This is a genomic window from Sedimenticola hydrogenitrophicus (assembly GCF_025175675.1).
GTDB classification, from domain to species: domain Bacteria; phylum Pseudomonadota; class Gammaproteobacteria; order Chromatiales; family Chromatiaceae; genus Sedimenticola; species Sedimenticola hydrogenitrophicus.
This window is the reverse complement of the sequence record NZ_JANIOA010000054.1, coordinates 1-24,298: the sequence shown is the minus strand read 5'-3', so window position 1 is coordinate 24,298 and position 24,298 is coordinate 1. Positions and strand designations below refer to the sequence as shown.

The 24,298-nt window shown below is 52.2% G+C and carries 22 protein-coding genes; 12 read left to right on the top strand and 10 right to left on the bottom strand.

The window, feature by feature from the left end:
• Positions 1-288: hypothetical protein (locus tag NPX02_RS19290; RefSeq protein ID WP_260295642.1), on the top strand; the 288-nt coding region annotated here is incomplete at its 5' end.
• Here the strand turns inward: NPX02_RS19290 and NPX02_RS19285 are convergent.
• The 4 genes from NPX02_RS19285 to NPX02_RS19270 form a co-directional block, all read right to left on the bottom strand.
• A complete protein-coding gene (locus NPX02_RS19285; RefSeq protein ID WP_260295640.1) occupies positions 252-743 on the bottom strand; it encodes an EVE domain-containing protein in 492 nt (163 codons plus the stop codon). The two genes, NPX02_RS19290 and NPX02_RS19285, sit on opposite strands and share 37 nt — an antisense overlap.
• Before the next feature lie 124 nt (positions 744-867).
• Positions 868-1,224, bottom strand: coding sequence for a Spx/MgsR family RNA polymerase-binding regulatory protein (locus tag NPX02_RS19280; protein WP_260295639.1), 357 nt, complete (start codon positions 1,222-1,224; stop codon positions 868-870).
• Between the two features lie 73 nt (positions 1,225-1,297).
• Positions 1,298-1,768 (bottom strand): thioredoxin-dependent thiol peroxidase, encoded by a 471-nt coding sequence (bcp, locus tag NPX02_RS19275; protein ID WP_260295638.1) that lies wholly within the window; start codon positions 1,766-1,768, stop codon positions 1,298-1,300.
• A 41-nt stretch (positions 1,769-1,809) separates the two neighbouring features.
• Entirely contained in the window at positions 1,810-2,109 is a 300-nt protein-coding gene (locus NPX02_RS19270) for a TusE/DsrC/DsvC family sulfur relay protein (protein ID WP_260295636.1), read from the bottom strand.
• Positions 2,110-2,314: 205 nt separating this feature from the next.
• Here NPX02_RS19270 and NPX02_RS19265 point away from each other — a divergent pair, with 205 nt between their 5' ends.
• The 3 genes from NPX02_RS19265 (at position 2,315) to NPX02_RS19255 (ending at position 6,877) form a co-directional block, all read left to right on the top strand.
• Positions 2,315-4,399, top strand: coding sequence for a bifunctional diguanylate cyclase/phosphodiesterase (locus NPX02_RS19265; protein ID WP_260295634.1), 2,085 nt, complete (start codon positions 2,315-2,317; stop codon positions 4,397-4,399).
• 112 nt (positions 4,400-4,511) lie between these two features.
• Positions 4,512-5,255 carry a glycerophosphodiester phosphodiesterase family protein gene (locus tag NPX02_RS19260; RefSeq protein WP_260295633.1) on the top strand — a complete coding sequence of 248 codons (744 nt, stop codon included), beginning with the start codon at positions 4,512-4,514 and terminating at the stop codon, positions 5,253-5,255.
• 245 nt (positions 5,256-5,500) lie between these two features.
• Complete coding sequence (locus NPX02_RS19255) at positions 5,501-6,877, top strand: L-serine ammonia-lyase (protein WP_260295631.1); 1,377 nt, start codon at positions 5,501-5,503, stop codon at positions 6,875-6,877.
• An 8-nt stretch (positions 6,878-6,885) separates the two neighbouring features.
• On the opposite strand, the gene NPX02_RS19250 is transcribed toward NPX02_RS19255, so the two are convergent.
• Positions 6,886-7,260, bottom strand: coding sequence for a hypothetical protein (locus tag NPX02_RS19250; RefSeq protein WP_260295630.1), 375 nt, complete (start codon positions 7,258-7,260; stop codon positions 6,886-6,888).
• A 324-nt stretch (positions 7,261-7,584) separates the two neighbouring features.
• On the opposite strand from NPX02_RS19250, the gene NPX02_RS19245 reads away from it, so the two are divergent.
• Both NPX02_RS19245 and NPX02_RS19240 read left to right on the top strand, forming a co-directional pair.
• On the top strand, positions 7,585-8,115 hold the full coding sequence (locus tag NPX02_RS19245; protein ID WP_260295628.1) for an REP-associated tyrosine transposase: 531 nt from the start codon (positions 7,585-7,587) through the stop codon (positions 8,113-8,115).
• Positions 8,116-8,591: 476 nt separating this feature from the next.
• On the top strand, positions 8,592-9,593 hold the full coding sequence (locus NPX02_RS19240; protein WP_260295627.1) for an HD-GYP domain-containing protein: 1,002 nt from the start codon (positions 8,592-8,594) through the stop codon (positions 9,591-9,593).
• 159 nt (positions 9,594-9,752) lie between these two features.
• On the opposite strand, the gene NPX02_RS19235 is transcribed toward NPX02_RS19240, so the two are convergent.
• Positions 9,753-10,622 carry a PEP-CTERM sorting domain-containing protein gene (locus NPX02_RS19235; RefSeq protein WP_260295625.1) on the bottom strand — a complete coding sequence of 290 codons (870 nt, stop codon included), beginning with the start codon at positions 10,620-10,622 and terminating at the stop codon, positions 9,753-9,755.
• 561 nt (positions 10,623-11,183) lie between these two features.
• Between NPX02_RS19235 and NPX02_RS19230 the strand changes: the two genes are divergently transcribed.
• Together NPX02_RS19230 and NPX02_RS19225 are read left to right on the top strand one after the other, a co-directional pair.
• Complete coding sequence (locus NPX02_RS19230; RefSeq protein ID WP_260295623.1) at positions 11,184-12,179, top strand: SDR family oxidoreductase; 996 nt, start codon at positions 11,184-11,186, stop codon at positions 12,177-12,179.
• A 47-nt stretch (positions 12,180-12,226) separates the two neighbouring features.
• A complete protein-coding gene (locus NPX02_RS19225; RefSeq protein WP_260295621.1) occupies positions 12,227-13,084 on the top strand; it encodes a ThiF family adenylyltransferase in 858 nt (285 codons plus the stop codon).
• Between the two features lie 23 nt (positions 13,085-13,107).
• On the opposite strand, the gene NPX02_RS19220 is transcribed toward NPX02_RS19225, so the two are convergent.
• Positions 13,108-14,175, bottom strand: a complete 1,068-nt coding sequence (locus NPX02_RS19220; protein WP_260295619.1) for a hypothetical protein — start codon at positions 14,173-14,175, stop codon at positions 13,108-13,110.
• A 307-nt stretch (positions 14,176-14,482) separates the two neighbouring features.
• On the opposite strand from NPX02_RS19220, the gene NPX02_RS19215 reads away from it, so the two are divergent.
• On the top strand, positions 14,483-15,625 hold the full coding sequence (locus NPX02_RS19215; RefSeq protein ID WP_260295617.1) for a GNAT family N-acetyltransferase: 1,143 nt from the start codon (positions 14,483-14,485) through the stop codon (positions 15,623-15,625).
• Between the two features lie 29 nt (positions 15,626-15,654).
• Here the strand turns inward: NPX02_RS19215 and prsT are convergent, their stop codons facing one another.
• Positions 15,655-18,423: an XrtA/PEP-CTERM system TPR-repeat protein PrsT gene (gene prsT, locus NPX02_RS19210; RefSeq protein WP_260295616.1), complete on the bottom strand. Its 2,769-nt coding sequence runs from the start codon at positions 18,421-18,423 to the stop codon at positions 15,655-15,657.
• Between the two features lie 248 nt (positions 18,424-18,671).
• On the bottom strand, positions 18,672-19,166 hold the full coding sequence (locus tag NPX02_RS19205; protein WP_260295614.1) for a low molecular weight protein-tyrosine-phosphatase: 495 nt from the start codon (positions 19,164-19,166) through the stop codon (positions 18,672-18,674).
• A 215-nt stretch (positions 19,167-19,381) separates the two neighbouring features.
• Here NPX02_RS19205 and NPX02_RS19200 point away from each other — a divergent pair, with 215 nt between their 5' ends.
• From NPX02_RS19200 to NPX02_RS19190, 3 genes are all read left to right on the top strand, one after another.
• A complete protein-coding gene (locus NPX02_RS19200) occupies positions 19,382-21,391 on the top strand; it encodes an O-antigen ligase family protein (RefSeq protein WP_260295612.1) in 2,010 nt (669 codons plus the stop codon).
• A 75-nt stretch (positions 21,392-21,466) separates the two neighbouring features.
• Complete coding sequence (locus NPX02_RS19195; RefSeq protein ID WP_260295610.1) at positions 21,467-21,898, top strand: hypothetical protein; 432 nt, start codon at positions 21,467-21,469, stop codon at positions 21,896-21,898.
• A gap of 665 nt (positions 21,899-22,563) precedes the next feature.
• Positions 22,564-22,971 carry a hypothetical protein gene (locus NPX02_RS19190; RefSeq protein WP_260295608.1) on the top strand — a complete coding sequence of 136 codons (408 nt, stop codon included), beginning with the start codon at positions 22,564-22,566 and terminating at the stop codon, positions 22,969-22,971.
• Between the two features lie 436 nt (positions 22,972-23,407).
• On the opposite strand, the gene NPX02_RS19185 is transcribed toward NPX02_RS19190, so the two are convergent.
• Positions 23,408-24,202 (bottom strand): S1 family peptidase, encoded by a 795-nt coding sequence (locus tag NPX02_RS19185; RefSeq protein WP_260295606.1) that lies wholly within the window; start codon positions 24,200-24,202, stop codon positions 23,408-23,410.
• Positions 24,203-24,298: the final 96 nt, after the last annotated feature.

Sequence of the window (24,298 nt, the reverse complement as noted above, 5' to 3'; positions counted from 1 at the left end):
TCTATTAACCGATATTGCCTTTTACCAGCACGGCATTGTGTTCAGGCCGTGACAAACTATGCTTATAGTAGGAGTCTTGGAAGGTTCCCAGCGAGAAGGGTTATTCAAAAAACACCACAGGATGATTCAGACATGAGAAAAGCCCGCACCCTGCTTCCGCCCGGTATTTCAGGTTGGTACAACAGAAAGATGGCCCGGGCCAATACACCCCGAACCGAAGCACAGAAAAAAGTACTGGATGCCTACAGCAACTACCTGCTCAAGGATCTGGCGCCATCAGGAACGTAGCCCGCCAGGTTGCAGATCGTGCGAAATTCTTCCGCACAGACCGGCATAATGGAGAGCCTGTTCCCTTTCTGCAGAAGTCGCATGCCTTCAAGCGCTGGCGTTTGCCGGATCTGAGCGAGCGAAATCACCTCGGGAAATTTACTTACATACTCCACATCCACCATAAACCAGCGCGGCTTTTCCGGGGTCGATTTCGGGTCGTAATATTTCGAGTCGGGGTTCCAAGCGGTAAAGTCTGGATACGCCTCCTTGCAGATACGGGCCACGCCGGCAACACCCGGAACCTTGCAACTTGAATGGTAAAACAGCACTTCATCACCCGGCTTCATCTCCTGCATCATGAAGTTGCGGGCCTGATAGTTCCTGATGCCATCCCAGTGTTCTGTTCGATCCCGCTTTAAATCATCAATCGAATAAGCATCCGGTTCGCTTTTCATCAGCCAATAGTGTTTCATCGATAGGGGTCTTCCTGCGTTCTCTATGTTATTCGATTGGCATCATGGATTTTGCCGCTACGGGCGCGTACGGCTCTTCCGTTTTGGGTGGTAGCGGCTTCATCCGGGCTACGGCTATTGGATCTTAGAAAAGGCTATCCCAGAGGTCCTGATTAAAGCCGACGACGGCAACGCTATCGGAAATAACAAAGGGCCTTTTAATCAGATTTCCGTTTGCGGCCAGCGCCGAGATCGCCTGTACGTCAGAAAGGGTCTTGAGCTTCTCCTTAAAACCTCCCTGGCGATAGTCCTGACCGGATGTATTGAAGAGTCGGGTGACCTGGCCGTCGCAGGCATCCAGCATTGTCCTGAGTTCCAACTCGGTGGGGGGGTGTTCGCGAATGGGGATTTCGGTAAATTCGATACCGTGCTCCGTCAGGTATTTTTTTGCTTTTCTACAGGTTCCGCAATTGGCGTATGCATAAACTTTCAAGATACTCATGGCTTCCCACTTGACAACCGAACCGGCCAACAGCATGAAAACAGTCCGTAAACCGCCATGCCGGTGAAAAATACTACAGATTTTCCTCGATATATCGTGCCACGTCCTCATGGTGGGTCTTGGTTTTAACTTTATCCATGACCTGTCGCAGTATGCCGTCGGCGTCGACTATAAAGGTTGTCCGATGGATACCGTCAAACACCCTGCCCATGAATTTTTTCTCTCCCCATACCCCGTAGGCTTCCGCAACGGCATGATCCTCGTCGGCCAGCAGGGTAAAATTGAGGCCCTGCTTCTCGGTGAAATTGACCAGCCGCTGTGGCGCATCCGGACTGATTCCCAGCACCACCGCGTTTAATTTTTCGAATACACGCTTGTAGTCACGAATGCCACAAGCCTGTACGGTACAGCCCGGTGTCGACGCCTTGGGGTAGAAATAGACAACCACATTTTTGCCAAGGTAGTCTGCCAGGCTGACCATATTCCGGTTCTGGTCAGGCAGGCTGAATGCCGGTGCTTTTTTTCCTGTTTCGGGGTAAGTCATGAACTTCTGCCATCTCTGATCCAGACTCCAATCAATTCCGATTATACACAACCTGTCGGTTTTGGCAGGCCACCATACTTGGTAATCGGTTTCATAGGTCCGGTCAGCCAGAGATTGAACATCTCCTTGGAAGGTGCATCCAGATATTTGGCGAACTTTCGGATCGGCGGTACCACCGCATGTTCTTCATAATACTCGCGGGCCTTTAAAATCTGGCCCCATTTCTCGTCGTCCAGTACCACGCCATCCGCATCGGCCATCGCCCTGCCGACCTCGGGTGTCCAGCTGTTCATGTCAACCAGATAACCATCACCATCGCGCTGCGGGATCTCTACACTCATTGTTATACACTCCATAATTACCTAGTAATATAGTAAAGAATTAAGGCGATTGTACCTGGGCTCTGTCAAATTACACCACTCAATGAATATGGTTTTTATCGTCCCGCCTCATATTGCACATACTTCTAGTGGTTTAGTGATCCGAATTCACTATAATTAGCTGGATCACAATCTTCAAAACGGTGGCTATAAGGCGAATGGACATATGCCAAATAGTATAAAAAGTCGTCTCAAGGGAATGCCTCTCCTACGCTTTATTCTGCTGTTATCGGGCGGATACCTGATTATCTCCCTCATCGTCATCCTGCTCATCTCCTCGAACATCAAACAGAAGGCCATTGAAGACCTCTCGCGTGAAGATGCACGACAAACGGCGGAATTGATCTTTCAAAGCCTTTACTCGGTAATGAGTGATGGCTGGAACAAAAAAGAGATACTGGCGACTATCGACAGACTCAACAAGGCCGCCCCCAGGATGGAGATCATGGCCTATCGCGGCAACCCGGTGATCAGGGAGTTCGGCGACATACCCGGCGAGGCGGCCATACGCGAGGCAGATCCGTTGATCCAGCAGGCGCTCGGCAGTGGCAAGGAGATTCTCCGGACCAGCGAATCCGACATCCGTTTTATCTACCCGGTCATCGTCAGCAAAGAGTGTACCCGCTGCCATGAGGAGGCGCGGCCAGGCGACGTAAACGGGGTCATCGATATTCGTTATCCCATCGAGAACCTGAAGGTATCGCTCTCCCTGATCATCAATATCATGCTCGGATACTTCATCCTGATCATGGCACTGCTGTTTACCGGCCTGTTTTTCAAACTCAGGGCATTTGTGGTGAAACCCATTATCGCCCTGGCTACGATCATGGGGGAGATCACCAACAATGCCGATCTCTCAAAGCGGGTCAAACACGGGGGCTGGATCCGCGAGGTGCATCATTTGACGGATTATTTCAACCGCATGCTGGTGACCCTGCAGGATTTCCAGTATCGGCTGGAGGAGCTTTCGGTTCGTGACCCGTTGACCGGACTCTACAACAGGCGGAGGTTCGAACAGTTTCTGGACTATGAGGTGGACCGTGCCACCCGGCATGACCGCTGTTTTTGTCTGATCATGATCGACCTGGACAATTTCAAGCATATCAATGACACCTATGGACATCCTATCGGCGATATGGCCTTGCAGAAACTGGCCTTGCTGTTGAGGGCACAGACACGCAGGACCGATGTCATCGCGCGTATCGGGGGCGATGAATTCGCCATTATTTTGCCGGAAACGGATTTTGACCACGGCCTCTCCTCCGCGGAGAAACTGCGGCATATTCTGGCCAATTCCGCCCTCGAGTTACCCGACTGCAAAATCAGGATCAGCGGCAGTTTCGGTGTGGTCAGCTATCCGCAGAATGGCGACGGTGTTGAAAACCTCAAGATTGCCATGGACGTGGCGATGTACAAAGCCAAACGCTGCGGCAAAAACTGCGTGGCGGTATTGGGCGATGATGAAAGCGGCGCGGAAATGGAGGTATTCAAAAAGGGGGAATTCCTACGTCTGGCGCTGGAGGAGAATCGGGTCGCGGCCTTCCTGCAGCCGATTGTCAAAATACCGGGTGGTCTGTATGCCTATGAAGTCCTCGCGCGTATTGAGGATGACGGCCGGTATATTGCTGCAAACGAGTTCATACATGCCGCCGAGGAGCTGGGACTGATGGTCGAGCTGGACACGGATGTCTTCAAAAAAGGGATTGAGTACCTGGCCGGCCATCCACTGGAAGAGACCAAGCTCTTTTTCAATCTCGGCTCCCGCACCCTGGCCAACGAAGAGACCATTCGGGAGATGGTTGGATTTGCCAGGAAAATGAAAATCCAGCTTAACCGGATCGTATTTGAGATTACAGAACGCGAGGCACTTCCAAGGATATCCGAGTTGAGTCACCTGATCGATGAACTGCACGATCTGGGGATAGAATTTGCCCTGGATGACTTCGGCAGTGGCTTCTCCTCCTTCCTCTACCTGAAATATCTCGCAGTCGACTATGTCAAGATTGAAGGCAGCTTTGTCCGGCAGATTGCCGTGGATCGCCGTGACCGGATCATGGTCGAGCATATCGCCAGCATCGCCAATCAGTTCGGCATAAAAACCATTGCGGAGATGGTGGAGGATGAAGAGACCAACCTGCTGCTCCAGAACTATGGCATAAATTATGCCCAGGGTTACTACTACGGCCACCCAAGTCCGAGCAGCGGGAGTCGTCTATCGAGCGATTCCCGAGAACAAGAGGCCGTCGAATGAAGGTAACTACTCACAGGGTGATTGGCCTGCCTTGCCGGCCTCGCACGATGGCTGGATCAAGATCATCCCACAAGCCAGTCCAATCGCATGCAGGCCAGGTGGGTAGTTACGAATGAACAGTTATTCCACTCGCCTGGTGGCGCACCGGGGCTATATGGAGCTGTACCCCGAGAACAGCTGGCGTGGAATTCAGGCCGCCATCGAGAGTGGCGCCCTGTGGATAGAGTTCGACATCCAGATGTATAAACCGGGACAGTTCTTCCTGCTGCACGATGCGGATTTCCAACGTACCGCCAACTCCCCACGCGCGCTTTTCGATATCACCGAGTCACAACTGGGCCGGATCAGTATCCATGAACCGGAGCGCCTTGGGGGGAAATATCACCCCGAACCCCTCTGTTCGCTCGACGAGGCCCTGGTCAGGATCGCCCGCTCACCCCAGGTACGCGCCATGGTGGAGATCAAGCAGGAGAGCCTCGATCATTGGGGACTGGAACCGGTGATGCAATCCCTGCTACCTGTACTCGATCGTTTTAAGGAGCAGTGCGTGCTGATATCCTTCAGTATCGAGGCACTGCGCTATGCGAAGCATCACAGCGATCTGGTTACGGGTTGGGTACTGCACAACTATGACCAGACAAGCATCACCCAGGCATTGGAACTGAATCCTCAATACCTGATCTGCAATCACACCAAGCTACCCCGGAATGATCCGCCGGCCGCCGGGCCCTGGCGCTGGATGCTCTATGACATCACCGATCCGGCGGAAGCGCTGGACTGGATGAATCGTGGCATCGAATTGATCGAGACTCGTGATATAGGCAACTTGGTCAGCCTCTTGCGCAAGGAATGTTGAGGCAGTGGTCTCTACTCCTCAAACCCGGAAAATACGCACATCAACCCGCAACCCACTGGCAATCTATTTCGGCACCTCGACACTAGACCCATAGGGCGGGCCGGGCCCACCACCGGCGCCCGCGGCGCGCCCTATGATCAAAGCTCTTTGGGTCGGGACGGTTTTTGTGCCACTCTCGCGACTAATCAGTCAAACAACCGTCTAAGCTATATTGAGACACGAGCCATCGTCCTTGGAGACTAGCAATGTCGATCACCATTTTTGAGCTGTTCAAGATTGGCATAGGGCCTTCCAGCTCCCATACGGTAGGGCCGATGCGGGCGGCGCGTCTGTTCGCGCTACGTATCAGGGAGAGCGGGCTCTTACCACAGACCCGTCGTATCAAATCGGAACTGTACGGCTCCCTTGGTGCGACCGGAAAGGGGCATGGCAGCGACAAGGCGGTACTGTTGGGGTTGTCTGGAGAAGAGCCGGATACCACCGACATCGAGCGGATTGGCGCCCGGCTTGCAAGAATACGCACCTCCGCTGCACTTCAGCTCCTGGGGGAACGGAATATCCCATTCCGCGAGGAGCGTGATCTGATCCTGCACAAGCGTAAAAGCTTGCCCGGACATCCGAACGGAATGCGCTTCAGCGCCCTGGGGGAAGGCGACCTGCTGTTGGAAAGCCGGGTCTATTATTCGGTGGGTGGCGGATTCATTCTCGATGAGGATGAGATCAGGAATGACCGTCTGCCACAAACCTCCACGACCGTTCCCTACCCCTTTTCAACCGGCGCGGAATTGCTGTCGCGATGCAAGGAGTCCGGCTACGGCATCAGCAGGATAATGCTGGAGAACGAGAAAAGCTGGCGGCCCGAACCCGCGGTTCGCGAACAGCTGCTCAAAATCTGGCGGGTAATGCAAGCGTGTGTGGAGCGCGGGTGCCGTACCGAAGGTATTTTACCCGGCGGCATGAAAGTCAAACGACGGGCGGCTGACCTCTATCGCAAACTCAAGGCGGAATCGGAACTCGGCACGGCCCCGCTCAGCGCCATGGATTGGACCAATCTCTATGCCTTGGCGGTCAATGAGGAGAATGCCGCCGGTGGGCGCGTCGTTACCGCCCCGACCAACGGCGCCGCCGGGATCATCCCCGCTGTTCTCCACTATTACCGGCAATTTTGCGATGGCGCCGATGATGAGCACATTATCCGCTTCTTATTGACTGCCGGAGCCATAGGCATCCTTTATAAGATCAACGCATCGATTTCGGGGGCCGAGGTCGGATGCCAGGGCGAGGTCGGCTCGGCCTGTTCCATGGCCGCCGCGGGACTCACCGAGGCCCTGGGAGGAACTCCCCAGCAGGTGGAAAATGCGGCGGAAATCGGCATGGAGCATAACCTGGGCCTGACCTGCGACCCGGTGGGTGGATTGGTACAGGTGCCCTGTATCGAGCGAAATGCCATGGCAGCGGTAAAGGCGATCAACGCCTCACGGATGGCCCTGTATGGCGACGGCAGCCATTACGTATCCCTGGACAAGGTGATCAAAACCATGCGCGAAACCGGACTGGACATGAAGAGCAAATATAAGGAAACGTCTCGCGGTGGGCTCGCCGTCAATTTTATCGACTGCTGAAGCCGGTATCAGGCGGTTGGATAACCCGCTTCTTTCATGGAGCGCTCCGCCATGGCCGGGTCCTGCTGCTCTTTCGGCATCGCCAGATGATAGGGCAAGGTATAAGGGGTCTGCGAAAGCGCAACAGCCTCGGTTTCGATCAGCCGCTCGATCACCGAGCCGATTGTTTTCAAATAATTTTCCGGAATATCCCCCAGATATTGGCTGGCCACATAGTCGATCATTTCCTGGAGGGTATGCTGACCATCCGCCAACTGAATGACCCGTCCCAGCCAAGGATCCAGGGGAATCGGCGAATGGGGTGGCAGCTTCTCATACACATGCACCTGCCCTTTCTCCTCGGAATAGATCAGCGTACGGTAAAAATAGTTCGATAACTCCACCCGTATCTCTCCTCAGGGAATCAGTTTTGCCCATTATCCTTGAACAGGTCAGGTGAGTCACCCCCGCCCGGGCGAAGCAGAAACGTTATCTTAAACTCCGGGATCAATCTGCCGCTAAACAGGTATCAGATTGACTCGAATACCGGTAACCCGCCCCGGATTCCGCCGCGCCAAGTCTGTACGCTTCAGCCTGCCAGGAAGATAGCGGCTCCATCCAGGCTACTGCTGCTACGATATGTGATAAAAGTATCAAACCGTAGCCTGGTTGGAGTGCAACGGAATCCGGGATTAAGGAAACACACACAACAGGGATGATGGTCACACATGGTTCAATATCGGCGTAATCGAGTTCCGGGGGGCACCTATTTTTTTACCGTCACGTTGCGGGATCGTCATTCCAAAGCGATGATCGAACACATCGATGCACTACGTACGGCATTTAGGGAGACGCTTCGGGAACGGCCCTTTGAGATCGATGCCATGGTGGTGTTGCCAGAACACCTGCATACGGTATGGACCCTACCACAGGAAGATGATGACTATGCCGGACGCTGGCGGTCAATAAAAAGTCGATTCACCCGTTCGCTCGTCAAGGCGGGTGCAGAGATGTCGCAAAATACAAAGGGAGAATATGACCTGTGGCAACGGCGGTTCTGGGAACACACAATTCAGGGTGATGAGGATTTGTCCCGACATGTAGACTACATTCATTTCAATCCTGTGAAACACGGGTGGACTACCCGTGTACAAGATTGGCCATATTCGACCTTCCACCAGCACGTACAACGAGGGTTGTATCCGCCGGATTGGTCCATACCGGATCCAGTGAATAACGAGGGGATGTATGGTGAATGAAACTCTGATTCCGCTGCGCTCCGTCCGGGCTACTCGATGTAACCGAATAGGAAGCACTGTAGCCCGAATGAAGCCGCCACCACCCAACCAGAGAAAACCTCATAACTCGCACGGCGAAATCCGGGGAGCGGACCCGATCCAACCAACCACCCGGATTTCGCCCGGAGTAGGACAACGCACATTTCAAACACCAGGGCACGGGCTTCATCCAGGCTACGGCTTGCTCTCTGTGTCTCCGTGGTGCGGATAGAGGCATGCGCTGTAGCCCGGATGAAGCCGCCACCACCCAACCAGAAAAAACCTCATGACTCGCACGGCGAAATCCGGGGAGCGAACCCCCGATCCAACCAACCACCCGGATTCCGCCCGTATGTAGGACAACGCGCATTTCAAACACCAGGGCACGGGCTTCCATCCAGGCTACGGCTTGCATACGATTCCTGGGATAGGCGGTAACAATAATTCGAGGGATGCAAATGCGCAGGAAAATTTCGACCAAGCAGTTGACTATCGGAATGTTCGTGGAGTTGCCGGTCGCCTGGGGCAAGCACCCGTTCCTGAAAAACCGTTTCAAGATAAAGGACCCGGAACAGATCCGGAAGATCCGGGAGTGCAATCTGACGCATATCCTGGTTGATGCCGCCTTAAGCGATGTAGCGGTACCCGAATGCACGCAAACCGGCGACGATGAACCACTGCTAGATCCCAAGGATCAACCGGTACCCGAGCGCTGGAACTCCGATACACTCGCCCCCGTCGAGCTCCTGGAGGCATTGAACGACACCAGCATGGCCTCCGATATGAAGGCCAGGGCGGTGTATGAACACTCGCGAACCATGATGGAGCGGCTGTTCGAAAGTCCCTCGGCGGAGAACATTGTCACCAGCAAGAAGGTAATCGCCTCCATCACCGACCTGGTGCTCGCCGACGATGAAACCTCCAGTAATCTGCTGCGCATCACCTCGCACGACTTTTATACCTACACCCATTCGGTGAATGTGGGTGTAACCGCCCTGCTACTGGCCAAGGAGCTGTTTCGGGACTCGGACGCCCACGACCTGCAGGAGCTCGGTGCCGGCTTTTTTCTGCACGATCTGGGCAAGGTCATGGTTGATCCGGCGGTCATCAACAAGCCGGGAAGATTAACCGACGCCGAGATGGCGCACATGCGTATCCACCCCTTTCAGGGATTCAAAATACTCAAACAGGCCAACGCCCTCTCCGATGAGTGCCGCTATATCGTGCTGCAGCACCATGAGTTCCACGATGGTACCGGTTACCCGAAACGGTTGAAGGGGAACGAGATACATCGCTATGCGCGCATCTGCTGTATCGCCGATGTGTTCGATGCCCTGACATCGGAGCGCTCCTATAAAAAGGCGATGAAACCGTTCGATGCGCTGAAACTGATGCGTCAGCAGATGTCGGAGCACTTCGATAAGGAGCTTTTCGCGGAATTTGTTCTGTTATTTAAATAGTCGAAAAACCACCGCACCCGGCCATCCCCTAGCTCAGACCTCCTGCGCCGCTCGACCTCCTCCATCCCTGGAGTGTGGCGCCTGCGGTGTAAATAGAACCCTTCACAAAAAACGGGCCCTTAAAGGGCCCGTTTCCTACTTGCACCTTGTAACTTCAGTTTACGCTTTTCTGCGACGTGCGCTGGCACCCAAGAGAAGCAGGGTTCCGCCGAACAGGGCCAAAGTGCTGGGCTCTGGCACGTTGAAAACTGCGCTACCGTCGTGGTTACCCTGCAGAATGGCGCCTGCAGCTCCATTGTCAGTAACTACGATGGTAGAAGCATTGGTATTGAAGTCTGCCAAGAATGTAATCTCCAGCAGCGGGTTAGCGATACCATCACAATTCAGCCAGATGTCATAAAAACCGGTCAAACCGTTACAGGTTCCGCCCTGTGAGTGAAACAGATTGTACGTACTTACTGGTAGTGCATCTACATTGCTAAAGTCAACAACACCCGAAAGCAGGGTACCGCCACTGCCGGTTACCGCTCCAGTTACCTGGATATCCATGAAATTCTGCAATGTAACGCCATCTGTCGTGTAATACAGATCGAAGTTGCCAAAAGCGCCGTAGGCCAGTTCCAATGAAGTGCCAGGGGTATACTCGACGACGGTGCCGACCAAGCCGGTGAAGCTGAAGGTGAGCAGCCAATCGGAACCGTAGCCGTTGTTGTTGGCAATGCCAAAAACCTCGTTGGGGTTAAAGCCAGTCACCTGATTGTTGATAATGTCACCAACCGCCAAGCCGCCGTCTGTGAAAATGGTATCACCAGCGCTCAAACCACCGGAACCATCGGTATCATTCGTGGTTGAAACAGATTGGTAGAGGTAAGCGATCTCATCCTTGGATGAGGTGCAAGTGTCACAGACCTTGTCAGAAGTCAGGGTGGTTTCGCCGTTCCAGTTGACACCTGTGTCAACATAAAACGGTGTGGCTACAGCAGAACCGGTCAGTCCCAACAGGCTTAGTGCAAGTAGTGTCTTTTTCATCATTCTCTTCCTGAAATTGAATGTATGTTTCGAGTACCCACAACAAAGCAGCATCCATGCCATGTTTTATATCTCATTGATTTATATTATTTTTTACTAATCATCAATGCCGCTACACCCAAGCTATAGAATGAATCTGTAAAGTTTTTCGACAATTCCCCATCGCTTAAAGCAATTCCGTGCCGGGATCGGTCAGCTAACCCAAAAACGCTCCCTCCTGCCTGATTTTCAACAAGCCCCGGGAACTTATCCACTGATTATTGTGAACGGGTTCCTGCGGTCTGTCTCCTATCGGCATACGCCGCACACTGTTACCCGGCAAATCATGCTCTTCCTGACTAATCAGAAATTTATATCTGTAAAATTTTTTGACGTATTGCTCGTATCAGGTGGCCAAGCCCAATTATGAATTATATTCCTGCCTAATTGGCCCTTCCCGTCTCCAGGTTCGCAGGGCAAGAGCCCATGATGTACTTATCCCTGGATGAACTATATTCATGTTGAGTATGATCCCGGCAATCAGTTACAGTTTCACGTGCGGTATGGAACAGGATCTTGTTAATGGAAGCAAAAAACACTCACCCGATTATTTTCGGGGCGTCCGGCCAGCTCGGCCATGCCATATTGAAACACCTGTCACGTTGTAATATCAAAGCAACCGCGTTTCTACGACCCGGCTCCACAATACAGTTGCCCCCAGGGTCAAATATATCCCTGGCCAGGGGTGATCTGACCGATTTCAGCAGTGTCGATAGCGCATGCCAGGACAACATCTCCCATGTGATAGCCACCGCAAGTTCCATCGTGCCGCGTAAGGGGGATGCCTTTGGGACGGATGACCTGCTTTTCTATGAGAATATAGTTCGTGCTTGTAAGCGAAACGACATCCCACACCTTATTTATATATCGGCCTTTCCCTCCCCGTATGATGATCAGGTACCCGAATTTGTAATCAAGCGCCAGATTGAACGGATGATCATTGAATCGGGCATCCCCTATACCATATTCAGGGGCGCGGCCTTTATGGACATCTATTTTGCCGTGATGGGAAGCCGCTCTGTTATGGAGGGCGTGACACAACCTACCCTGTTGCGCGGTTACTGGCTGACTCGCCTCTGGTCATCGTTGACAAGTGGGATACTGGAAAAATATGGTGTTGCCCTGGTGCCGGGAAACGGAAGGACGCGCCAGTCATTCATCTGCATCGATGATGTGGCTGCCTGCATGGTACGTGCAATCAACCGCCATGACATAGTCAACCGGACGATTGACCTGGGTGGACCACAGGCCCTTTCCTGGAATGAAGTTGCCGAAATTTACGGTGAACTGCTCCATAAAAATATTCTTAAAATACCACTGCCCATCTGGCTACTTAAAACACTGAAATTTGCCATGCAAAACAGTTCACCGGCCGGAGCAAATATGATGAGCATACTCTCCTTGCTTGGCACACATGAGTTCACGCCTGACATGGCCCCACTGAGCAAGGAACTGGAACTCGAGCTAATGGGTCCGAGAACCTTTCTTACGACCAAGTTAGCCGGTGATAATAGCTGAATACCGACCATAATAATCATGGTCCTCAGGGAACGGATAGAAGAAAAATGAACCCATTTAATTACGACCTCGCATTCTCACGCAATATCGGTATCACCTCACTGCAGGAACAGCAGCGATTGCGTGACGCAACCGTGGCGATCGCCGGCATGGGAGGAGTTGGCGGTGATTATCTGATCACAATGGCTCGAGCGGGTGTCGGTAATTTCAAGATATCCGACTTCGATGAATTCGAGGTTGGAAACTTCAATCGCCAGTATGGGGCTACCTTGTCATCCGTGGGCAAACCCAAAATGATGGTCATGCGGGACCTTGCTCTGGATATCAACCCGGAATGCACTATTGGAACCTACGAGGAGGGCATCAACGAGACCAATATTGATAACTTCCTGGAGGATGCCGATATCTTTATCGATGCCGTTGAGTTCTTCGAAATCCAGACTCATAGAATGATTATCAACGCCTGCAGGGAACGTAATATACCCGCCATATTCGGCGTTCCATTGGGCTTTGGAGTCGGTATGCTGGTCTACACCCGTGAGGGCATGACTTTTGATGATTACTTTGACATCGATTACACCGCCCCACTCGAGCATCAGGTCCTTAAGATGTCACTGGGTTGCGCGCCTGCTGGATTTCATCTTAAGTACGTTAATCCAGAGTCAGTTGATTTGAGCCAGCGCAAGGCCCCCAGCATCTCCAGTGGTTGTAAACTGGCCACCGGCATGGTAATTACCCAGGCGATCCTGGCAATCCTGCACCCTGAAGAGTTAAAACCCATACCCCGCTATACCTGCTATGACGCACGGCTTAACAAGCTGAAGAAAGGGACACTCTGGATGGGTAACAGGAATCCGCTCCAAAAACTCAAGTTCACAATAGCGAAGCGCTTGCTCGGAATATGAATACGGACTGAAATCCGTGTCATCTATTCGATAAAGGAGTCTACCGGCCGTCTCATGGATCTGCCGGGAGCCCGCCCGGAATAACCCAGGCGAAACAGCATGACCAGTTGACGTTCCGCAACCTGATACGCTGGTGTGATATCTTCGAAGGCCTGTTCCAGCTGACGCAATCTGGATACCTGCTCGGAGGAAAATCCTTCACCATCGAGCAGATTCAGCCGGGCAAGAAACAAGGGGAAAGCCCCCAGTGGCTGGACACTCAATCCAGAACGGGTCGCCTGCAACCAGAAGCGTTCCATTACCCGGCCAAACTCCAGATAATCAGCCGATCCTGAATGAACGATTGAAACCAGTCCTGCAGAACTGACCATTGGTAGCCAGATACCGCGCAATGCCATTAGATGATGTAACCCGACGACCTTGTTCAGTATATTGGTTAGTCGCCAGGAACGCAGATAACGCAGGATCGGTATAAAAAAAAATTCAATGCCCAATGTTGCCTGAGCCAGGCCATCCATTGTCTTCCCGGCACTATCACCAAACCGCAGAACATCATAAAAATCCTTGTGAACAACTTCATGGCTAAAACGTATTGTGTCTGCCTTGTAGAGCGTATTGATCAGCATTTTTCGCTGAACCGGCAGATCGTAGAAGGTGAGTGAAAAGCCATCGCTTGAATTGACAGAGACGTCCAGGTCCGCTCTCGCCTGGCGACCAATTTTTTGTCTTCTGTCATACAATTCCCTGTTGGTACAGCGTAAAAACAACTCGGAGGAAAAATTACCCGGGTCATTCCGCACCACAGGCGTAAATGTCATTCTTGCGACCACATCCTGCTGGCCGGATGAGCTCCGATCAACCGCCATTGCCAATCCGAGATACTGGGCATATTGATCAATATTTTCCACCAAGGCACCACAACCGATTTTTGTTGCCACATCGGCCGGATCGAAAAAATGCCCCATCAGGTTTCTGTCCAGAGTCAGTTCCAGGGAGTCATCCGTTACTCTGAACTTCCACGGCTGCATATTATCTGCTGATGGCGCCAAAATGGCGGCCTGGACCAGTTTCAGCATACTCTCTTTGGACATGAATCCCTGCTCCTATTTTTTGACTGGTCGGAGACACTTCATATTAATTTAATTACGATAAGTGAGAGTTGTTGTTCCGCCAAACACGGGGGTTACCGCTAAACATTAATCGTTTATTTCGTATCCGATTGATAGCAAGGCTGATTTTCCACTCTTCGATAGATCAGATTATGGAATGGTACTATATTACCCCGTAGAGACTATCTTTTTGTTCGCTGGGGCCATTGATTTTTGATCAAATCCGACCGGCTGTATTCTATTTTTTGGCGGTGGGTCTGGGGTATGTGGTGTGTAATAGGGAGGCGTTATGCAGGATGGGGTCAGATTTGCGGTAACGGACGAGGACAACCAGGCTTCCTTCAGACTGCGTTATCAGATTTATGTAAAAAACATGGGTCGTCTCAAAGATAAGGGGGATCATGATAGACAAGAACTGAGGGACGAGTACGACCAATCAGCCAGGGCAGTGATTGCCATTCAAAATGGCGAACCGATCGGTACACTTCGATTATTTTGGGGTGGTGATGTTCCCTTTACTGACTCGCTGATCGAAGCCTACAGTATTGCCCCCTTCCTCACCATGCTGAATCAGGATCAGATATGTATCGTTGAGCGCCTGATGGTGACTGAAGAATATAGAGGGAGCAATGTTACCCTTAGAATGTATAAGGAGGTGATGAATTTTGTCCTCACGCACAAGGCTGAAATTGTACTCCTTGACTGTGAACCCCACCATCTCAACTCATATCTGAAACTGGGATTCAGGCCGTTCACCGCGCCCTACACCTATCCGGGTATTGGCCTGGTCATACCGATGGCCCTGGTTGTCGGCGACTATGAACACCTGAAACAGATCGGCTCCCCATTCGCTATGCTGACCAAGCCCGAAGACCTTGCGTATTGTCGTTTCTCGGACACCCTCGCAGAAATTATCAATGACAAAACCAATGTGCATAGTCTGACCGTGTCAAGCACGGCGCAATTTCTCGATGAGATACGCTCCCTGTCACCTGGCAAAGAGTGGTCATTCAACACAATACCCAGTCTGTTTGATTATCTTGAAGAGAGTGAAATTGAACGGTTGATTCAGAAAAGTCACATCATCGCCTGTAAAAAAGGCAATCATATTATCGAAAAAGACAACGCGGCGAAAACCATGTTCATTCTGCTGTCCGGTCATGTGGCGGTCGAAAAAAACGGCCAGATGATCGCCATGGTATCACCAGGCGAAGTAATTGGTGAGATTGCTTTTTTTCTGGATGTTCCCAGAACGGCCAGCATCATAGCAGCCACGGAAGATGTAAAGGTACTCTCGCTGGATGAAAGAGGTTTGTCACGCCTGTTGAAACACGAAGGACAGCTGGCCAACAAGGTATTGATGAACCTTTGCCGCGGATTATGCTCCCGCATCCTTGCGGGAAGCGAGACCGCTGATTTAAGAGCCAATTAAACTACTACCGCCTTAACCTAATCGAACACTCAGCCGCTTTTTAGTTTTTCGAATAATGCCTCGGCATCCGATTTTTCGGAAAAATCCTGCTGTTTAGACAGCAGTTCGCCAAGTAGCTGAAGCGCCAGTTTGCTATTACCAGCAGTCGCGTTGATGATCGCTTCGTGATACCGCAATGTTGGATTCTCCGGTTCGAGATAGCGGACATCCTTGATCGTGCGCAACGCCAGTTCATACTCTTTGTTTGCCAGGTAAACCATTGCCAGGGTATCCATCAATGTCACCGACGCCGACTTTAATCTATTGGCCTTCTGAGCATGCTGGAGTGCCTGGTCAGGCGCGGTATTTCTCAATGACCAGGCCAGATTATTCAACGCCAAAACATCATCGGGAGAGACCGTCAATGCACGCTGATAATACTTGACCGCCAGTTCATCCTTGTTTAACCGGGTATAGGTTTCGGCAAGAATCAGATTGGCCTTATAGTCTCCACTATGCTTTTCGGCCCAGTCCATTTGTATTACCAGGGCGCCCGCGCTATCCCCTACCCGCAATTTCTGTCTTGATAACGCAAGCATATTGTCCGTATTCGGGTAGGCCGAAAACAGATTCTCTGCGAGTTTCAATGCCTGCTGCTGGTTTCCCTTCCGCTCTTCGAGTGCAAACTCCACCTTCATTACATCTTCATTTTCCGCGGCAAACTCCTTTAAAGAGGCAATTTCGCGTTCAATGGCGGGTATATCCTGCCTATTGACAAGCATGCGGAGCAGTGCAATTCGTGCGGGGAGGAGTCGATCATTCTGCCGTATCGACTTCCGCAAATCCTCCTCCACCAGTTCCATATTTCCCATGCCGGTATGCGCCTGCGCCAGTAGATAGTAGCCAACTGGAGCATCCGGATTCCTGGTAATAATATCCTTGGCAATCTTTTCCGCCACCAGATATCTCTCCTGCGCGATTGCCTGGCTTGCAACAACCTCCATTACAGGCAGTTGATTTCTGGACTCACTGTCAAGAGTTGCGATGAGTCCTGTGACCTGGCCAGGGTTGCCTGAACTGATATAGTGTCGAGCCAGAAGCAACCGCGGCCCCACTGTACTCGGGTACAGGCGAATGGCTCTTTCAAGACGTTGAACCTGCTGTTCTGTTTTTCCTTCAGCCGCATCGAGTTCCGAAAGTTTTAATAGTGTCTCAAGATTCTCCGGATGCGCCTTGAGAACACCATCGAGGTAGCCTCTTGCCCTCTCATACTTACCCTCCCGTACTGCTATTGATGCAAGGTTATGGCCCGCATCGGTATTGCCGGGTTTGATATTCCATGACCGCTCAAGGGCTTGCCGTGCAGAGTTGAACTCTCTCTCGGCGAGGTAGATCATGCCAATCAGGTTGTAAGGTATTTCACTATCGGGAGCCCTGGCCTGAAATTCCGCGGCTGACTGGTGAGCCTTTGCCATCTGTTTCAGTTTTAGATAGCCCAACACGCGGTATATATCTGCCTGATGATAATCCGTATCCAGTTTTATGGCCGTTTCTATCTGAGCAAATGCCCCCTCCTGGTTCCCGCTCATCCATAGACCGGTACCCAGGAGTAGCCTGGCTTCCGCGGACTCAGGATTCTGTTCGACTATCTGGTTGAGCAGCGCCAGCCCCTCTGCCGTCTCCCCCTTTATCAGCTTGGTTTTTGCCAGGATATGGAGCACAGCATCATCCGCAATATTGGCTTTCACTAGCGGACTCAGCAATTTCTCCACGTCAGCAAACTCCTTCTGGGAGAACTTGATTTCCGCAAGCAGTTTTCTATTCGGCAGATAATCGGGATTGATCGCAAAGTATCGCTCCGCGTGAATATCCGCCTGGGTAACATTGCCGAGTTGATAATTGGTATAGGCCAGATAAAACATGGACAGTGGAAAGCGGTCCTGAGCAAGCATGGCCAGATCAAATGATGACTTGGCATCATCCAACTTGTTTGATGCCAAGTGGACTAGACCTTGAGAAAATGCGACAGCAGGATTGCCAGGCAGCTGTTTTCTCAGAATATCCAGATCAAACTGGGCTTTTTCCAGGTCATTCAACAAGATATTTAAAGTGACGCGTTTATTTCGATCAGCCAGGTTGGTTGGTTGCAGGGAAATGGACTTCGTATAAGCCTCTCGTGCCGCTTCCAGATGTTTTTCATTGGTCTCGATATCCCCCAGAAGACTCCACGCGACCGGGAAGTTCTTGTCAATTTCGAACGCACGATCCAGTAGCTGGCGTGCCTTTATCAGGGATTTTTCCGCAATCAAGTAAGTACTGGCACGGGCAACCTGGGCATAAGCCGAATCCGGCGCCAGGACCAGGGCACGCGTTGTCAATTCTATCGCCTGTTCGTGTTCCCCCTTGACCAAAAACGCTATACCTTGGGTCGCCAGTAATTTTCCCTGCTCAGGCGGTTCCAGTTGATCGGTTTGCATGGACAGCACTTCATCGAATTTTCTCATCTGAAGCAGCGCCTGGCTCAGGCTAAAAAGAACCTCGTTGTTATCAGCTCCGAGCTCGAGCGCTTTTTTCAGCTCTTTCTCAGCCGCAGAAAAATTGCCGGAATCGAGGTAGAGCCGACCCAGGTAGGTTCGAGCAGCGCTGTTTTCAGGATTTTGCTGAAGTGCGTTTTTAAGCTCGATGAAGGCGGATTTAGAGTCACCTTCCGATAGATGCTGCTTTGCTTTTTCAACAAGTTGCTGATCATCGACGACGCCGCAGCCGGCAATGAACAGTAATGAAGAGAGACAGAATGCACGCCTAATGGTTTTATTCATTTAACTTCCTATCTGTTGATTCACGCGCAGTGAGCGTTCGGGCGACCCGGTCGATCATCTACTTGAGAATGCAGCGAGCCCACAGCAAATTGTAGCTGTGTTGCCCAATCCTGGTTTGGCGATTGTCGTGTAACAAGATCGTTTTAATTATGATTACATAATGCCCGGGACACTTATAATCGGCAACTTCATGGCAATGGCATAGAATTTAGCGCTTAACAGGTTAAAATAATAGATTAAAATCCGCATCATGTGTGAAATTCGTGCTGGGTTCTGATATGCCTGATAAGTCCTTTACATCCCAAGTCAAGCAGTGCCAGTACCCGTTCAAAACCCGAGAGATTACCGAAATAGGGATCAGGCACCTCGTTGAAACCGATCTGGGGTGCAAAATCCAATATTAAAAACAGTTTATTCCTGTATTCTTCAGGACACATCTTCTGCAGATTCCGCAGATTCGCATTATCCATGGCCACTATGTAATCGAATCGATAAAAGTCGTCTTCTGCGATCATTCGTGCCTTCAACTTCCCGATATCGACTTCACTTTTTTCTGCCACCTGTTGGGCGCGCCGATCCGGGCGATGGCCGGGATTGAACACATGGGTACCTGCGGAATCCACCCGAACAACACCATCGAGCCCATTTGCCGCCAATTCTCGCCCCATCAGGCCCTGCGCCATGGGAGAGCGGCAAATATTGGCGGTACACACCATTAATAGAGAGATTTTATACTGTTTCATACGGGGGGAAATATAGCTGTTAATACCTGCATTCAGTCGGCAGACTGCCCAATATAACACGACTCACAGACGTTACAGTATAAGATTTCGGCCTGTATAATCAGTGATTTACAGCCAGGCGCTAAACAGGCTATAGTAATTATTCATGAAGGACAATAACACCCCCAAAACTCTCCCGTGAGCGGGTTGCATGTCCCTGACAGGCTGGCTCCCTGATGCAAAATCCTCAACTCACCCCCGCTGGCGCAGCTACATGGAAACACCATGTATCGCCTGTTCGATTAATCAGCCAGCGTCTGTTGGCTGTGGTGATACTGACGGTTGTTGGTTACACCCTCATGGATTTCCCTGTTGCAAGCACCTGGATAGCGACTGCACTAGGGATCTACCTGATCCTTCTTTGGCGTTATCCATCGTTGTGGCTGGTGGTTATTCCAACTCTGCTGCCCGTTCTGGACCTGACCCCGGTAACCGGACGAATATTTTTTACCGAGTTTGACCTGCTGATCCTGACCACCTTCGCATCCGGATTGCTGCAAAAAGACCCTTGGATCGCACCCTTGCGGTTAAACTGGAAACGCTGGACCCTGATATTTCTGCTGATCTTCTGGCAGGCCTACACGGTATGGAAAGGCCTGTTCCCGATTCAGCCCATCGATGCCAATGCATTTACCAGTTACTACAGCCATTACAACAGTTTGCGGCTGGCAAAAGGCTTTTTCTGGGCACTGCTGCTGCTCCCACTGCTGGGACAGGCCATGGGTAGAGGCCTGCCGGTCGCCAGGCTGTTCCTCCTCGGTGTGATCGGTGGTATCACCGCCGATCTGTTGGCGATCCTGTGGGAACGGGCGCTGTTCTCCGGAATTCTCAACTTTTCCAAGCCCTATCGAGTCACCGGCTTTTTCTCCGGTATGACCACAGGCGGAGCGCCTTTGGATGCCCACCTGATTTTCTCCCTGCCGTTCATTGCCGCACTCTTTCTGGTCTGGAGGAGTCGATGGGTCCATCTGGGCGGTTTTTTGCTACTGCTGTTTGCATTGTATGGTTTGGCCGTCACCTTCAGCCGTACCAATTATGCTGCGGTGATCATTGCAATATCCGTCGGACTTGCTGTCTGGCTCTACGTCAGTCGTCATACCGAATCGGCCCATCATGGTACTGGATGGTATCTGCTGGGCATTATTCTGTTGGCTCTGCTAGTCTCCTCCCCGTTCATCAGCGGTGAGTTCATCAAACACCGATTTAGCACTGTCAGCAGCGATCTGGCCAGTCGATTTGTCCACTGGCATTCGGCCTTGAGAATGATGGAGGATGACCCCGAAAGCAAACTGCTGGGAATGGGTCGTGGCGCTTTTCCGCGACACTACTACTGGTCACATCCACAGGATTCGCTACCCCCAACCCTGCGCCATGCTCGGGAGGATGCGAACGGTTTTTTGCGCATGGACCGGAGCGGTGACAGCAGTGATCTGTTCCTGACGCAACGCTTCGACATCCCCGAGCCGGGTCCCTATCAACTGTCTATCTCACTACGGCCGAGGACCGATCAGCCCACCCGTCTGTTGATCGAGATCTGCGAAAGACTGATCTATCAATCCTATAAGTCCTGCCAATGGATGGGGATCAACTCCGGCGAAAAAAGCAGTGAGTGGATCAACTTCAACAAAAAATTCAGTGTCAAAAAGCTGGGCAGGAGTTATTGGTACGGTTCCCGGCCGGTACAGATTTCCATTCTGAATCGTGGCCTTGCCGAGGGCCTGGAAATCGATAATGTGCAAATCATTACACCGAGCGGTAAACGTCTGTTGGGCAACAGCGGATTTGATGATGGACTGGACCGCTGGTTCCTCTATTCGGGAAACCATCTTGGGTGGCACATCAAGAACATCTGGGTCGACACCTACTTCGAAGGGGGCTGGCTGGGCCTTGCCATCTTTACGCTATTCATTACCAGCAGCCTGCTGATCTCGATTGCGCGGGTGCGCCAACGCGACAGCTTCCCCCTGTTCCACCTGCCGGCTCTCGCCGGGTTGCTGGTAGTCGGTCTGTTCGACAGTGTGCTTGATGAACCCCGGCTGACACTGCTGCTGTTCCTGTCCACATGGATACTTCTTGCCAGGGGTTTGACCCTGCCCATACCGATTCCGGTACACTCCCTAGGGACCGCGCTGTCAGTTCGGCTGTTCCGGCTGTTCCGGCGGTTTCGCCGCCTGCCGCCGATTTAGCAGGGTGGCACTGTCATCACCGCGCTGCTGTTCACCCTGTCGCTGGCGGCTTGGGGGGCTAGCCAAGTTACTGCTATGGGGCCCAGGCAACTGGCACTCCGGGTGCTGGATAAATTGGGCCAGCAGGACGGTTACCTGGTGCGGGCAATTCTGCCGAATCGTTACCATAGCGGGCATCAACTGGTTGGCAGGTTGCATTCCAGCCACCCAAGAATACTGCTGCCGGAGCTCTCACAATGGCGCGGCAGCGGTGTTCCCGATCTGATCCAGTCACGCATAGAGCAGTACAGTAACTATGACAGGAAACACTACCAGCCCTGCTCCAACAGCAGCCTGCCGGGATTGGCCGCCTGCTGGCTGAATACGGGGGACAACACCACGGCCGAACGGATTGTACAGTCCCTGAAAACCGGCTATATGCAGGTGGCCAGGAGCAACGAGAGTTATGGTAATTTGTGGCGGTATGCATTCGCCTATGACTGTTCGGCACAGCCGCCTGCGCAATAGACATTCCCCCGGTCGCACCGCCGACAAATAACAACCTGACAATGGCAGCGGGCACAGTGGTAAAGACGAGCACTGGTGTTCATCGGCACGAAAGGCCGATGAGGGCTGGATAAAAACCGCGTCCGGTGCGACACTGACACGGCTGTGCGAAAGCACGGTTTGGGGCGTAGCGTCAGTGTTGACGGTCAAATCTTAGCTGGCGTTACGCCTATCTCCTCGGCCAGCCTGTCTTAGCAATATTCCCAAGGTCTGTCACCCGATTAAGGCGATTCAGCTTCCTGGTAAACCCCGTTTTTACCCACTCAGTCGCTGACGTGGACTTCTATGAAGAACTTCTTCTGGTAGGCAGTCGCGGCAAATAATCGCGGATTTTCGTCGGCACTTACAGGTACTGCCCACCGGCAGTGCCATCTCCAGTACGGAGCAATGGTCCTCCCAGCTGAACCAGGGCCAGCACCTGGAGGCCGGACAACTGCTCGCTTACGACAACAGTAGCGACCAGTACCACTATAGCGCCGCCGATCTCACTCCCGCTTATAACAGTGTCCTCTATGATGAAAACGGGGAAGGCGGAAAAGTCAGTCGCGTGATCCGTGAACTGCTCTATCTAACCGGAACGGATCAGCTGATCATTCACGACAGGGTAGTATCCACCGATCCCGGTTATGTCAAAAAAATGGCTGCTGCATACGGCCAATCGCCCGACGCTGGAAAATACCCGGTTGCTGGCGGGGACCGAATCCAACGGCATTCTGGAGAGTCGTGCCCGTCACCTCCTGATTGCTAATGGGCAAGGACGACTGAGAGTCGACACCATTTATCCCGAACGCTCTATCACCCGTTTTATTGGCGGAACTGACTATCAATACTATGTTGAAACAGATGGTGATGACACCGAGCTGAGTGGCAAAAATATGATCGAGGGCGTGAACCGGCAACCCTGGTTTGAGGAGGCGCTCTGGCGCGTAGAGATCCAGCCTGAAACCGCGAGCCTGGAAGATCACTTTCTGACGGTATTGACACCCAGCCTAAACGACTTTAGAGACCCCGCTTCCGCCCCCCCTGAGAACTGACCATACGGCTGTCTCCGGCACAAGGAGCCAGGGTAACCTGATACTTTTTCTCAGCGGAAAGAATGAGGATGGCCTCACCCTGGAGACACAGGTTGGCAATGAGATGATCTATCTGGTGGGGACAGCATCAGAATTCCCATCAACGTGGAAGGTAACGGGAGCAAAGCACGCCTTATTGCCGGTCGTGCCGGGCTTACGACGATACCACTCCAGGGAACCGCGGTGGGCACTATCCGGCTAAACTGGTAAATTACCCAATTGTTGCAAAAATCGACCTGTGGAGCGCCTTTAGGCGCGATAATCGCGGCTGGTGCCGCTCCTGCAGGGTGCAATTCCGGACTTCACCAGTGATGCATTCGAGGAAACCACGCAACATCTCTATTTTTATCCGACAGATAACAGGGCGAAAGAAATCATTGGGACATGATTGCTGGAACTATTGGGTTAAGGCTTTTGGTTTTTGGCCGTTGCTCTCCCCCTTCAACAGCTCGTGCACGTACTTGATCGGGATCGCATAACTGATCCCGGAGGGACGTTCCAGTACGGTTTCCTTGGTACCCTTGACGAAGACACTGTTCAGAACTCCGACCACCCTGCCAGAGCGAGCATCGTATACGGGGCTGCCGCTATTGCCCGGATACGCGGTACCGTCCAGCTGATACACCTCAAACCGGTTTCGCATGCGTTGAATCTGCTTGGCGGTTAGACTCCTTGAATTATTTGAGGGTATGACAACCGGGGTGATGGCGGAGATGATACCCCGGTGGGTGACAGGATAGAGCCCCAATACCATGCCGATGGGAAAACCGGTAAAGGCAACTGACTCCCCCTCCCTTACCGTCTCTTCCGTGGCCAGTGGTACGGCCGGTAACGGCCCGTTCGAGATCTCCAGCACCACCAAGTCATGATCCGGGTCGGTCTTCACGACCCGCGCCGGATGCACCTTGGCCTGATCACCGCGACCGCTGAACACCGCCAGGCGCTCTTTTCTGTTCAGATCGATCAGCTCCGGAATCACATGATGATTGGAGATCACCAGTCGGCCATCGCCGATGGCGAATCCGGTACCCATAAACTGGGCTGAGGGACGACGCAGTGGCATGATCGTCCCCACCGCCACGACGCCGGGCCTGATCCGATCAATGATGTCCGGCAGTCCAGCACTATTGGCCAGGGGGCAAAACAGACTTGAGACCACCAGCCAACAGATAGACAAGATATTGAATTTCATGGTATTTTCACTTCCCTATTAAATACCACCGATTGTAGATCGTTAACTCGCCGGATTCAAAGGGACATTCTGCGTAGAGAATGGCAATACCGTTTT